The sequence below is a fragment of the Herbidospora galbida genome, assembly GCF_005233835.1.
GTDB lineage: Bacteria > Actinomycetota > Actinomycetes > Streptosporangiales > Streptosporangiaceae > Herbidospora > Herbidospora galbida.
Genome location: NZ_SZQA01000015.1, coordinates 132,286 through 145,262 on the forward strand (window position 1 = coordinate 132,286; position 12,977 = coordinate 145,262).

General features: G+C 71.0%; 13 protein-coding genes. 7 read left to right on the forward strand and 6 right to left on the reverse strand.

The features are described 5' to 3' along the window. Positions 1-45 precede the first annotated feature (45 nt). Positions 46-1,773 carry a VanW family protein gene (locus FDA94_RS17330; protein WP_137248105.1) on the forward strand — a complete coding sequence of 576 codons (1,728 nt, stop codon included), beginning with the start codon at positions 46-48 and terminating at the stop codon, positions 1,771-1,773. Here FDA94_RS17330 and FDA94_RS17335 read toward each other — a convergent pair. The 6 genes from FDA94_RS17335 to FDA94_RS17360 all read right to left on the reverse strand — a co-directional run bounded on the left by FDA94_RS17335 (position 1,770) and on the right by FDA94_RS17360 (position 5,749). Beyond that, positions 1,770-2,354, reverse strand: a complete 585-nt coding sequence (locus FDA94_RS17335) for a hypothetical protein (protein ID WP_137248106.1) — start codon at positions 2,352-2,354, stop codon at positions 1,770-1,772. The genes FDA94_RS17330 and FDA94_RS17335 overlap by 4 nt on opposite strands. A gap of 78 nt (positions 2,355-2,432) precedes the next feature. Next, entirely contained in the window at positions 2,433-2,735 is a 303-nt protein-coding gene (locus tag FDA94_RS17340) for a NucA/NucB deoxyribonuclease domain-containing protein (RefSeq protein WP_137248107.1), read from the reverse strand. A 339-nt stretch (positions 2,736-3,074) separates the two neighbouring features. Further along, positions 3,075-3,734: a LysE family translocator gene (locus FDA94_RS17345; RefSeq protein WP_246059982.1), complete on the reverse strand. Its 660-nt coding sequence runs from the start codon at positions 3,732-3,734 to the stop codon at positions 3,075-3,077. A 95-nt stretch (positions 3,735-3,829) separates the two neighbouring features. Beyond that, on the reverse strand, positions 3,830-4,603 hold the full coding sequence (locus FDA94_RS17350; protein ID WP_137248108.1) for an SDR family NAD(P)-dependent oxidoreductase: 774 nt from the start codon (positions 4,601-4,603) through the stop codon (positions 3,830-3,832). Continuing rightward, positions 4,600-4,800: a CDGSH iron-sulfur domain-containing protein gene (locus FDA94_RS17355; protein WP_137248109.1), complete on the reverse strand. Its 201-nt coding sequence runs from the start codon at positions 4,798-4,800 to the stop codon at positions 4,600-4,602. The genes FDA94_RS17350 and FDA94_RS17355 overlap by 4 nt, the downstream gene beginning before the upstream one ends. Continuing rightward, complete coding sequence (locus tag FDA94_RS17360; RefSeq protein ID WP_137248110.1) at positions 4,790-5,749, reverse strand: iron-containing redox enzyme family protein; 960 nt, start codon at positions 5,747-5,749, stop codon at positions 4,790-4,792. Before FDA94_RS17360 ends, FDA94_RS17355 begins: the two co-directional genes overlap by 11 nt. Positions 5,750-5,903: 154 nt before the next feature. Here FDA94_RS17360 and FDA94_RS17365 point away from each other — a divergent pair, with 154 nt between their 5' ends. The 6 genes from FDA94_RS17365 (at position 5,904) to FDA94_RS17390 (ending at position 12,976) form a co-directional block, all read left to right on the forward strand. Next, the gene (locus tag FDA94_RS17365; RefSeq protein WP_246059984.1) at positions 5,904-6,827 is read left to right on the forward strand and encodes an N-acetylglucosamine kinase; all 924 of its coding nucleotides are present in this window, start codon (positions 5,904-5,906) and stop codon (positions 6,825-6,827) included. Beyond that, a complete protein-coding gene (locus FDA94_RS17370) occupies positions 6,817-8,292 on the forward strand; it encodes a glycoside hydrolase family 3 protein (RefSeq protein WP_137248111.1) in 1,476 nt (491 codons plus the stop codon). The genes FDA94_RS17365 and FDA94_RS17370 overlap by 11 nt, the downstream gene beginning before the upstream one ends. Beyond that, entirely contained in the window at positions 8,289-9,179 is an 891-nt protein-coding gene (locus FDA94_RS17375) for a MurR/RpiR family transcriptional regulator (RefSeq protein WP_137248112.1), read from the forward strand. The genes FDA94_RS17370 and FDA94_RS17375 overlap by 4 nt, the downstream gene beginning before the upstream one ends. Positions 9,180-9,288: 109 nt before the next feature. After that, positions 9,289-11,079, forward strand: a complete 1,791-nt coding sequence (locus tag FDA94_RS17380; protein ID WP_137248113.1) for an ABC transporter substrate-binding protein — start codon at positions 9,289-9,291, stop codon at positions 11,077-11,079. Next, positions 11,076-12,080 (forward strand): ABC transporter permease, encoded by a 1,005-nt coding sequence (locus tag FDA94_RS17385; protein WP_137248114.1) that lies wholly within the window; start codon positions 11,076-11,078, stop codon positions 12,078-12,080. The genes FDA94_RS17380 and FDA94_RS17385 overlap by 4 nt, the downstream gene beginning before the upstream one ends. Next, positions 12,077-12,976, forward strand: a complete 900-nt coding sequence (locus FDA94_RS17390; protein ID WP_137248115.1) for an ABC transporter permease — start codon at positions 12,077-12,079, stop codon at positions 12,974-12,976. The genes FDA94_RS17385 and FDA94_RS17390 overlap by 4 nt, the downstream gene beginning before the upstream one ends. Position 12,977: the final 1 nt, after the last annotated feature.

Sequence of the window (12,977 nt, forward strand, 5' to 3'; positions counted from 1 at the left end):
GGTCGCTCAGCCCCATAAAATGCCCGAAATGGGTGGGAGGCGGCTGTGACGTACGTGACCGACGGGACCAATGGGGTCGGCTGGAGCGCGCCAACGCCAACGCCGCCACCCGCGCCGAAACGCCGATCGCGGACGCCGCTGCTCATCGCGGGCCTGGTGGTCCTGGCGCTGGTCGCGGCCGTCGGCGGGCCCGCCGTGGCGTTCGCCGGGGAGTTACCCCGCAACACCTTCGTCGCCGGGATCGACATCGGCGGGCTCGACCCCGCCGACGCCCAGGCGCGACTGGCCGCCGAACTCGCCGGCCGCGCCGAGCGGCCGATCACCGTCACCGCCGGCGGCAAGGAGACCGAGGTCGCGCCCGAGGACGCCGGACTGGCCTTCGACCTCCCGGGCACCGTGGCCGCCGCGCAGGGCGGCGTGGTCGACTCGCTCTCGGCGCTGTTCGGGCGCCGGGACGTCCCGCTGCGGCTCAAGGTCGACGAGGAGCGGTTGAAGGCCTCCGTCGCCGCCATCGCCGAGGCCGCCGACCGGCCGGCCCGGCAGGGCGGCGTCCTCTACCGGGGTCTCACGCCCCGGGTCGTCGCCCCCGCCGCCGGGCGGGCCGTCGACCAGGCCGACGCCGCCGGGAAGCTGCGGCAGGCCTACCTCGACGGCACCCGGACCGTCTCGCTCCCGCTCGGCGTCGTCGAGCCGTACGCGACGGCCGACGCGATGCGCCGCTTCGCGGCCTCCACCGCCAAGGAGGCGGTCGCGCCGATCACGCTGACCAACGGCGGCCGCTCGGCCGAGCTGTCGGCCGCCGTCGTGGCGGCCAACCTGCGCTTCCTGCCCGACGAGCAGGGCGAGTTACGCCCCGCCTTCAACGCCCGCAAGGCGCTGGCCGGGGTCGAGGAGCGCCTGGTCGACGCGGCCAAGGCCCCCAAGGACGCCCGGTTCAAGATCGTCAAGGGCAAGCCGGTGGTCGTGCCGTCGCAGACCGGCCAGGGGGTCGACGCGGCGGCGCTGAAGGCCTCGGTCGAGGAGGCGGTGACCGGGGGCGGCGGCCGTACCGTCGAGGTGTCCTTCACCACCAGCGAACCGGAACTGACCACGGAGAAGGCGAAGGCGCTCGGCATCAAGGAGAAGGTGTCGACGTACACCACCCACCACCCGTGCTGCGCCCCCCGCGTCACCAACATCCACACCATCGCCGACATCCTCGACAACCACCTGGTCATGCCGGGGGAGACGTTCAGCCTGAACGGCACCGTCGGCAAGCGCGACACCGCCCGCGGCTTCGTCTCGGCCCCGATGATCTCCAGCGGCCGGTTCGTCAACGACGTCGGCGGCGGCATCTCCCAGTTCGTGACGACCATGTTCAACGCGGTGTTCTTCGGCGGCTTCGAGGACGTCCAGCACATGGCGCACCAGTACTACATCTCCCGCTACCCGGCCGGGCGCGAGTCGACGGTGTCGTATCCGCAGCCGGACTTCCGCTGGAAGAACGACTCCAAGTACGGGGTGCTGGTGACGACGTCGTACACCTCGACGTCGGTGACGGTGACGTTCTGGAGCACCAAACGGTGGGAGATCGAGGCGGAGAGCTCCGGGCCCTACAACGTGAACTCGGCCGCCCCGATCACCGACTCGGGGCCCGACTGCCTGCCGATGGGCGGGGCGCAGGGGTTCTCGATCGACGTGACCCGGGTGTTCAAGAAGGACGGCAAGGAGGTCCGGCGCCAGAAGTTCCACACGGTCTATGACGCCGAACCCGTCCTCACCTGTGAGGACTAGCCTCTGATCAGATAGGCGACGTGGGGCGCGGTCAGCCACTCCTCGTCGACCTGCCGGCCGACGAGACGGCCGATGGCCGTCAGGACGGTGGTGACCACCGCCGCCTCGGGGTAGTCCTCGTCGTCGGGGATGTCGTCGACGTGGGGGATGCTGAGACCGTCGGCGTGGCGGGCCAGTAAGCCGCCGGACCGCAAAGCCTCGCCGATCGACTCCGAGAACACCCTTTCGCCGTCGGCGGCGACACTCACGCCGTGGTTGTCTCCGTTGATCCACCCGATCCCGACCGCGCGCCCGCCGCCGGCGGAGAGCGCCGCCATCTTCTCTCTGCGGTTCGCGTCGCCCATGAGGACCTGGAGCGTCAGTGTCCAGCCGCCGAACTCTCCGATGAGGGTCACGATGTCGTGCAAGCCGGTTTCGAACGGAGGCAGGTCCGCCAGCGCGCACTCCGTCGCGGTGTCGAGATCGGCGCCCAGCCGCCGTGCGGTCTCCTTTACCGTCAGGCCTTCGGCCCAGACCATGACGAAGTGGTCGTCGAAGTTCTCCCACTGGGACATGAACAACTCGTGCAGATGCTCTTCCACGTTTCCCTTCATTCGTGAGACCAGTGCTGCCCCCTCCTTGCGGGAGGAGAGAGCAGCATGAGACGGATCAGAAGATGCTCACCCAGAAAGCGTCACCGCGCAGAAGCCGGTTCCGTTGTTCGAAGACCCGTTTGTTGCTCCCCGCGTTCTTGTTGTGCGCGATGTCGATCGGGAAGATGGAGAAATTCCAGACCTGGGTGCGCGGATCGCCATCGTCTCTTCGCCGGCCCGCCCCTCCTGCGCAGTGCTGAACGGGTACTCGTCGCACTCCTCGCCCATCCGCTCGGCCGCGGTGAAGTCGCGTTCGCAAATCCTGTCCTTCATCGACTTGTTGCGGCCACGGGCGTAGACGTCGTCCGACGTCTTGACGTACTTGCCCAAGAAGTGCAGGGGGTCGCCGGGCCGATGGCCGGGGATCTTCTGACGTGATCGGCTTACGTGGGTTGTCTGTGGTCTCCTCCGGAAAAATATCGTTCGGGCTCACCGACTTGCTGCTGACGAGATTGCACGACGCGCCGTTCATGGACCCCGCCAACGCTCGTTGACCTGGATCACGGTGTTGTCGTTCACGTCGGCGCTTCGTGTTCGAGTTCGAACTCCGCCCGCAGTGGGGCGTCCGGGTGGTGGACACCACCGTTCCCCCGGCCCCTTCAGAGGGGCTGAGCTGGAGCGACGAGACCGCTGCTACGGACTCCAGCCGCCGGCGCCGCCCTCCGAACCTCAACGGCTTTCCGCCACCATGCGCACTCCCAAGGCCAGCAGGACCGTACCGCTGACCGCGTCGAGCCGCCGCCGGATCGCCGGGCGCCGGAACCACGCGCCCGCCCGGCCGACCACAGCCGCCAGCCCCAGATACAGCACGATCTCGATGGCCACCTGGAACGCGGCCAGCAACGCGGTCGTGGCGAACAGCGGGCGATCGGCGGAGACGAACTGCGGATAGAACGCGATCATGAAGGCGGCGATCTTGGGATTGGCGAGCATCACCACCGCCCCCTCCCCGAACGCCTTCCACCACGACAGCCCCGAACCGGCGCCCGACAGGGGGACCTCCACCGGTTCCTCGCTCCGCCGGCTCGACCACGCCGAACGCCAAGCCTTGATCCCGAGATACAGCAGGAAGACCCCGCCCAACACCCGCAGGACCAGATACGCCACCTCAGACGCCGCCACCAGCGAGGCGATCCCGGCGGAGGCGAGCAACGCCCACACATACAGGCCCGCCTCCAGTCCGAGCACAGTGGGCACCGCACCGGAGAAGCCGCGCAGAGCCGCGCGGCGCAGGATCAGCGCCATCGCCGGGCCCGGCGACGCGGAGATCAACACCACGGCGAGAGCGAAGGCAGGGAGGGAAGAGACGATATCCACAACCTTCATCATGATCGTGCACATCTCGTCCCTTCAATGCCTTTTCCGGACACTCCGGTGGCGCGTCAGGGAAACCGATGACGGCCGCTCCCCGGCCCGTCTCTGGTCTAGGGCAGGATCGCGTCCACGTAACCGCCGTCCACCCTCAGCGCCCCGCCCGTCGTCGCCGAGGCCAGCGGAGAGGCCAGGTAGGTCACCATGTTGGCGATCTCCTCCGGTTCGATCAGCCGCTGGATCAGCGAGTGGGGCCGGTGGCGGCGCATGAACTCGCGCTGGGCCTCCTCCCACGGCAGGTCGCGGCTGACCAGGCCGTACACGAAGTCCTCGACGCCGCCCGTGTGGGTCGGGCCGGCGATGACGCTGTTGACCGTCACGCCCGTTCCGGCGGCCTCCTTGGCGAAGCCGCGCGAGACGGCCAGCAGGGCCGTCTTCGACATGCCGTAGTGGATCATCTCCTCGGGTGTCACCACGGCCGAGTCGCTGGCGATGTACTGGATCCGGCCCCAGCCCCGCTTCTTCATGCCGGGCAGGTAGGCGCGGGTCAGCCGGACCGCCGACAGGACGTTGGCGTCGAAGTAGCGGCGCCACTCCTCGTCGCTGATCTCCATGGCGGGGCGCGACTCGAAGATCCCGAAATTGTTGACCAGGATGTCGACGTCCGGGAGGGCCCGCAGCACCTGGTCGGCGCTCTCCACCACGTCGGCGACGACCGGGATCACGTCGCCGCCCACCTCGGCGGCGGCCTTCTCGACGCGCTCGGGGTTGCGGCCGTTCACGCCGACTCTGGCGCCGGCGCGGGCCAGGCCGGTCGCGATGGCCAGGCCGATGCCCTGCGTCGAGCCGGTGACCAGCGCGGTCTTCCCCGTGAGATCGATGTTCATGACTCTCCCCGTCGGTGCTTGGGTCGGTGGCTGGTGTCGCAGAAGGGGTAGGTCCGGCTGCGCTTGCAGGCGCACAAGGCGACCACGAAGCGGTCGGAGCGGACCACCCGGCCGTCGTCGAAGGTGATCTCCACCGGGCCCTCCACCAGGATCGGGCCGCCGGTCACCATCGTGATCCGGGTCGTCTCATCGGCCATCGGCGGCCGCCTCCCGCAGTGAGGTGCGGCCGTCGTCCCAGGCGTCCAGCAGGTGCGCGGCGAAGCGGCCCTCGACCAGGTCGGTGGCCTGGAAGCCGAAGACGACGTCTCCGGTCAGCTCCGGTTCCCGCCGCAGCAGGTCGCCGACGACGTCGCGGCGCAGCACCTGTTCGTGGACGGCGTCCGCCTCCACGTGCTCGGTGAAGAACACCGTCTCGGCGACCCCGAGGCGGTCGAGCGCCCGTGCCATCCGGGCCGCGGCCGGGGAGGTGGTGATCTCGGCCGCCGCGAAGTGGCCGACCAGGGCGCCCCGGAGCGACCGGTGGAGGCCGAACAGCGACATCATGTTCACCACGGCCAGCATCGGCGCCGGGACGTCGTCGAGCCGGGCCAGGTAGGAGTCGTCGAGGCCGAGGGCGCGCATCAGGTCGCCGTACAGCTTCGAGTGCATGCGGGCGTACCGGCCGCCGCCGTACTCGTCGAACTCGACCGCGACCAGCGAGGCCTTGGCCTGGCCGGTCAGCCGGGGGATCGCCCACGCATGGGGGTCGGCCTCCTTGTGGTGGTAGACCGACCGGTGGGTGACGTACTCGCGCAGGTGCCAGAGTTCGCCCTTGTCCTCCAGGAAGTGGGAGACGCCCCCGGGGGAGTCGACCATCGTCGCGTCGACGGCCGCCTCGACGTCCGTCCCGCCCTCGACGCCGTCGCGCAGCGCGGTCAGGAAGACCCGTTCGAGGTCGCGGCGCAGGCCCAGCAACCCCGGGTCCCACTCCAGTTCGGGATCGACGCCGTCGAAGCCCTGGTAGTGGAGTTCGTAGCAGGCGTACAGGGACAGGTGGAGATCATCCCCGAACGGGTCGGGGTCTCCGGCGGGCGGCAGGGGTCCGCCGGAGAGCGCGGAGACGATCCCTTCGGAGAGCGGCCCTCGGGGCCGGGGCAGGTGTCCCATGCGCTCCCCATACCCGGCTGACGAGCGCTAACCGCCCCGAAGTGATCTATAAGGGCACCGCACCCCGGGAAGTGACGAGGCTAACAGCGTGGTCGTTGTAGGAAATCTTCATCCTCTTGTACCTTCTTGGAAGGTATTTCCAGGGGGATGAGCTGTGACAGCGTTGATCATCGGAGTGGACGGCGGGGGCACCAGCACCCGATGCGTGGTCGTCGGCGAGGACGGCCGGGTCGCCGGGCGCGGCCACGCCGGGGGCGCGAACGTGGTCTCGGCCGCCGACCCGGCCGCCAATCTGCTGGCCGCGCTCCGCGAGGCCATGCGCGGGCTCGACCCCGCACGGGTCGTCGGCGGTGTGTTCGGCCTGGCGGGTTCGGGCGCCGGACGGGCCGGAAGGCTCGCGGCGGAGGCCTGGCGGGCGGCCGGGCTTCCCGGGCGCCCGTTCGTCGTGGCCGACGTGCTCGTGGCCTTCGCCGGGGCGACCGCCGAGCCCGACGGCACGGTCCTGCTCGCCGGGACGGGCGCGGTCGCGGCCCGCATCGCCGGGTGGGACGTGGTCAGGGTCGCCGACGGCCACGGCTGGCTGGTCGGCGACGAGGGCTCCGGCGTCTGGATCGGCCGCCAGGCCGTGACGGCGGCCCTGAAGTCGCTCGACGGCCGCGGCGTGCGCACCGACCTGGTCGACCGGCTCGACCTCGGCCGGTCGCCCGACGAGATCGTCTCCCGCGTGTACGCCCAGGTCGCCGACCAGGGCCCCGCCTCCCTCGGCCGGTTCGCGCCGATCGCCGACGAGGCCGCCCGCTACGGCGACGAGGCCGCCATCGCCATTCTGATCGACGCCGCCCGCCGGCTCACCGCCACGGCCCGCGCGCTCGGGCCCGGCGCCGGCCCGATGGTCCTGGCCGGCTCCCTGCTCACCCAGCCGACCGAGCTGGCCCGGCTGGTCAGGGCCGAACTCGGCGACGTCGAGACCATTCCGGCCCGCGACAACGCGGCCGGGGCCGCCGCGCTGGGACTGCGGGTGGCCTTCCCGTCGGCCGACGCGCACCGCCGGGTGATCGGGGACGCGCATGCGGCTTGAGCGGATGGCGATGAGCGTGCTCCAGCCGGGGTTCGACGGCACCGAGCCGCCCGACTGGCTGCGGCGGGCGCTCGGCGACGGCCTCGGCGGGGTCGTCCTGTTCGCCCGCAACCTCTCCGACCGGACGCTGACCGCCGACCTGGTGGCCGAGATCCGGGCCGAGAGCCCCGACGTCGTGGTCGCGGTCGACGAGGAGGGCGGGTCGGTCACCCGCCTGGAGGCGCGGACCGGCAGTTCGTGGCCGGGCAACCGGGCCCTCGGCGTCGCCGACGACGTCCAGGTCACCGAGCACGTCGCCCGCCGGATCGGCCGGCTCCTCGGCACGACCGGGATCAGCCTCGACTACGCCCCCGTCGCCGACGTGAACGCCAACCCCGACAACCCCGTCATCGGCGTGCGCTCGTTCGGCGCCGACCCCGGGCTGGTCGCCCGGCACACCGCCGCCTGGGTCGACGGCCTGCAGGGCTCGGGTGTGGCGGCCTGCGCCAAGCACTTCCCCGGCCACGGCGACACGATCGCCGACTCCCACATCGAGCTCCCGACCGTCCACGCCTCTCCCGAGACCCTCGCCGAACGCGACCTGCGCCCCTTCCGGGCCGCGATCGACGCCGGCGTGCGGGCGATCATGGTCGGGCACCTCCTCGTGCCCGCCCTCGACGACGTCCCCGCCACGCTCAGCCATGCCGTCATGACCGGGCTGCTCCGCGAGACCCTCGGCTTCCGGGGGCTCGTGGTCACCGACGCGATCGAGATGCGGGCGGTCGCCGCCCACTGGCCGCCGGAGGAGATCGCCGTCCGGGCCCTGTCCGTCGGGGCCGACGCGGTCTGCGCCGGGATCTCCTCCTCCGACGGTTCGTCCGTGTACGCCCTCCGCGACGCCATCGTGGCCGCGGTCCGGCAGGGACGGCTCCCCGAGGAACGCCTGGCCGAGGCCTCCCGGCGGGTCGGCGAGCTCGTCGGCTGGCACGCGGGCCAGGCCGCCGCCAGGGCCGCCGCCGTGGCCGAGCCCGACGACGACCTGGGCCTGACGGCCGCGACCGCGGCCCTGCACGTGGTGGGCGAGCCCCGCCTCGACCGGGCCCCGCTGGTCGTGGAGGTCACCGCCCGCCCGAACCAGGCCGCCGACAGCGGCACCCCGCCCGGCGTCGCCCGAGCGCTGGCCGAACTCCTCCCCGGCACCCAGGCGGTCTCCGTCACCGTCGGCGACCCCCTCCCCGACCTCAGCGCCGACCGCCCCCTCGTGGTGGTCGTCCAGGACGCCGCCCGGCACGGCTGGATAAGGGAGGTGCTGGGCAGGGCCCTGGAGACCCGGCCCGACGCGATCGTCGTGGAGACCGGCCTGCCCGGCCCGCCGGCCGGGGCGGGCTACGTCGCCACGAACGGCAACTCCCGTGCCTCGGCCAGGGCCGCCGCGCGCCGGCTGGCCCATCGACCCCCCACTCCGGAGAAGGAGAGCCCCCCATGAGCGGACCGACAGCCGCGAACCTGGTGGCGAGCGTGCGGGCCGTGCTGCCCTCGCTCACCCCCTCGGTGCGGTCGATCGCGCGGCTGATCCTCGACGATCCCGCGATGGTCGCCCGCAGCACGATCACCGAGCTCAGCGCCGCCTCCGGCGCCAGCCAGGCCACGATCGTGCGGACCGCCCGCGCGCTGGGCTTCTCGGGCTACTCCGAGCTGCGCCTGGCGCTCGCGGCGGCCTCGGCGCAGAGCCAGTCGCAGCGGGCGGCCGACCGGCTGGTGCCGGGCGACCTGGCCCCCTCCGACCCGCTCGCCGACCTGATCGCCAAGGTCACCCGCGCCGAGTCGGACGCCATCGCCGACACCGCAGCCCAGCTCGACCCCGAGCGGCTCGGCAAGGTCGTGGACGCCGTCACCGACGCCAACCGGGTCAGCATGCTCGGCGTGGGGGCGTCCGGGCTGGTCGCGGCCGACATGGCGCAGAAGCTGATGCGCATCGGCCGGGCCGGGCACCCGTTCACCGACGTCCACCTCGCCCTGACGGCCGCGGCGCTGGCCGCGCCCGGCGACGTCTGGGTGGCGGTCAGCTGCACCGGCGAGACGGCCGACGTCGTGGAGCCGATCAGGGCCGCCCGCGACGCCGGCGCGACCGTCGTCGCGATCACCAACAACCCGCGCTCCACGCTGGCGGGGCTGGCCGGCCACGTCCTGGTCTCGGCGGGCCGGGAGACCGAGTTCCGGCCGGGCGCGCTCGCCTCCCGGATCAGCCAGCTGCTCATCGTCGACTGCGTCTTCGTGGGCGTCGCCCAGCGCACCTTCACCACCGCCGACACCGCCCTTCGGGTCACCAAAGACGCTCTCGATCGCTATGCGGAAAGACGTCTTCGCAGCTAGATGCCTATTGGTAAAAATTTACTCCACATCCGTCGCCACGGGTGAAAAAAATTGACCTCTCCGGGAGCCGCCCGTATCGTCCAGGGAAACCGGCAACCAGGAGCAGTTCATGAGACGACTCGCGGCGATCGCAGCCGTGGCGGTGATCGCTACCGCCACGGGCACCGCGTGCAGCGGCGTGGGGGGGTCCGGAGAAGCGGGCGTCTACACCACGATCGACGGAGCCAAGCAGATCGACGCCACCGCGCCGATCAACCCGTTCAACCCGCAGGGCAACACGTTCCTCGGCTACGACGCCATGTCACTGGCATGGCCCAAGAACGACCCGGTCGACCCCAACCAGTTCTACCCGGGGATCGCCCAGAGCTGGACCACCACGCCCGATCAGAGCGAGGTCGTGGTGCATCTCCAGCCCAACGCCAAGTGGTCCGACGGCAAGCCCGTGACCAGCCAGGACGTCAAGACCTCGATCGGCCTGGCCTACACCCAGGGCGGCACCGCCTACGCGGTCGACCCGAAGGCCGCCGGAGCGGCGGCCGACGTGATCGTCGTCGACCCCCACACGGTGAAGGTCACCCAGGGCGCCAACAAGAGCAACACGTTCCTGCGGAACGTCCTGTCGACCGTGGTCGTCCCGGCCCACGTCTTCGGCTCGCTGCTGCCGGCCGACTTCTGGACCCAGCTCAAGCTGGCCAGGGGGAGCGGCCCCGCGGCCGAGAAGGCCAAGGCCTCGATCACCGGGCTGGCGCAGAAGGTCATCACCTTCGCCCCGGCCAAGGACGTGTCGGCCGGGCCGTTCGTGCTGGAGCGGGTGAACCCGGGCGAGGCGCTGCTGGTCAAGAACAAGCACTTCTGGGCCAGCGACAAGATCGCGCCCAACCGGGTGAAGGTGCTGAACTACACCGGCAACCAGCAGATCTGGAACTACCTGATCGCCGGACGCCTCGACAGCGCGCCCTTCACGGCGGTGCCGAGCGGCGTGCTGAACCGCATCCGGCAGACCGACGGCAACGAGGTCGTCAAGGGCTTCTCGCCGGTCGCCGTGTCGATGGCGTTCAACCAGACCAAGGCGCCCTACGACAACGTGCACGTCCGCAAGGCGCTGGCCTACCTGATCGACCGCTCGCAGGTCACCAAGGTCGCCTCGCCCGAGGGCGGCACCCCGTCGCAGACCACGACCGGCATCCACGCCGAGTCGGCCAAGTCGTGGCTCGGCGACTCGATCAACGGTCTCGACCAGTACAAGCTCGACCCCGCCAAGGCCGCGCAGGAGCTCAAGGCCGCCGGGATGAAGCAGGTCAACGGCAAGTGGGCGATGCCCGACGGGTCGCCCTGGGTCGTGGAGCTGCACGTGCCCGCCTCGTTCTCCGACTGGGTCGCCGCGGCCAAGGCGATCACCAGCCAGCTCACCGACCACGGCATCCAGGCGTCGGTGCTGACCTCGGCCGACTACACGCTCTACCTCGACGAGCTGGCGGCCGGGAAGTATGACATCGGGCTGTGGCTGATGGCCCTCGGGCCCGCGCCGTACAACATCTACCAGCGGATCTACGGCTCGGCCAACGGCTGGCAGCTGCTCGCCGGGAACCTCACCCACGTGCCCCCGGGCAAGGAGGGCAACTGGATGGGCGGCCCCGAGACCCTCGACGGGGTCAACCCGGGCGCGCTCACCAACCAGCTCAACGCCGCCGACCCGGCCCGGCAGAAGCAGATCGTCGGCACCCTGGCCCGGCTGACCAACCAGAACCTGCCGATGATCCAGCTGTACGACTACGTCAACACCCAGTTCGTCAACGACAGCCGCTTCACCGGATGGCCGCCGAACGACAGCGACGTGCTGCGCCTGCCGGCCGGCGTGTGGATGCAGCTCGGCCTGATCAAGGAACAGGGGACCCGATGAAAACCGTCGTCCGGCGGCTCTCCGGCCACCTGGCCCGCGGCCTGGCCATGATCTGGGTGGTCACCACGCTCAGCTTCGTGATCATCCGCAACATCCCGGGTGACCCCGTCAGGGGCCAGTACGAGAAGCTCATCGAACAGGGCATGTCACCCGACGCGGCCGAACGCGCCACGGCGGCGCTCTACGGCTTCCTGCCGAAGGGCAGCCTGTGGAGCCAGTACGTCGACTACCTGAACGGCCTGCTCCACGGCAACCTGGGCCAGTCGCTCAGCACCCCGGGCACCGGCGTCGCGACCATCATCGGGTCGGCGGCCAAATGGACCATCCTGCCGGTGCTCGGCGGCACGCTGCTGAGCTTCCTGCTCGGCGTGACCCTGGGCGTCTACGCGGCGATCAAGCGGTCGGGCAAGCTCGGCGACGCCCTGGCGATCTCCGGCTCGCTGCTGCACGGCATCCCGCAGTACGTCATCGGCCTGCTGGTCGTGGCGGTCTTCTCCACGCTGTGGCCGATCCTGCCCGCGGGCGGCCCGGTCGACATCGACTTCGCCCCTGGGTTCAACGGGCCCTACATCGCCTCGCTGATCCAGCACGCCACGCTGCCGGTGCTGACCTACGCGCTGGCCAGCTACGGCGGGTGGATCCTGGCGATGAAGTCGAGCGTGGCGACCGTGCTCGGCGACGACTTCATCATGGCCGCCGAACTGCGCGGCATGAGCCGGGGCATCCTGTTCCGCTACATCGCCCGCAACGCGATCCTGCCGCTGTTCACGATCCTGGCCCTGTCGCTGGGCCTGCTCTTCGGCGGCGCGATCTTCATCGAGTCGATCTTCAACTACCCGGGTCTGGGCCTGCTGCTCGTCAACAGCATCGGCGCCCGCGACTACGCGCTGATGGGCGGCACCTTCCTGGTGCTCACCGTCGCCATCGTCGTCGCCAACATCGCGGCCGACCTCCTGTACGCCGTCATCGACCCCCGAGTCCGCAAGGGAGCCGAGGCATGACCGTCACGTCCCCGGTGGCGCCCGCGCCGATCTCGCTGCGCCGCAACTTCTGGCGCGGCGTCGGGCGGGTGCTGCGGCGCAAGCCCAGCCGCATGGTCGGCGTCGCCATCGTCGTCCTGTTCGTGTTCATGGGGATCTTCGGGCCGCTGCTCTACCCGAACCCGCTGCCGCGCGACGACAACGCGCTCTACGCCTCGCCGAGCTGGGCCCACCCCTTCGGCACCGACTTCGAGGGCACCGACGTGCTCGCCCTGGTCGTCACCGGCACCCGCTACGTGCTGCTCGCGGGCCTGGCCACGGCCGTGATCACGGTCGCCCTGGGCACGCTCATCGGGCTGCTGGCCGGGTTCCACCGGGGACGCTGGGACACCGTGCTCATGCGGCTCACCGACCTCCAGCTCACCATCCCGGGGCTGCCGCTGCTGCTGGTGCTGTCCACGGTGTGGAAGTTCACCAGCCCGATCGAGATGGGCGTGGTGCTCGGCCTGCTCGGCTGGGGCGGCATCGCCCGCGCGGTCCGGTCGCAGTCGCTCTCCCTGCGGGAGCGCGGCTTCATCGAGGCGGCCAAGGGCCTGGGCCTGCCGACCCGCCACATCGTGGTGCGCGAGCTGCTGCCCTCGATGGCGCCGTACATCGCGATGAACATGCTGATCGCGGTGACCGGCGCGATCTACGCGCAGGTCGGCCTGTTCTTCCTGGGCGTGCTGCCGTTCGACGCCAACAACTGGGGCGTGATGCTCAACCTGTCGGTCTTCGGCGGCGGCGCGCTGTCGAGCACGGCCGCGCTGCCCTACCTGCTGGCGCCGCTGCTGGCGATCCTGCTGCTGACGCTGGGGATCGTGCTGGTCGTCGACGCGATGGACGAGATCTTCAACCCACGTCTGCGTGAGGAGTAGG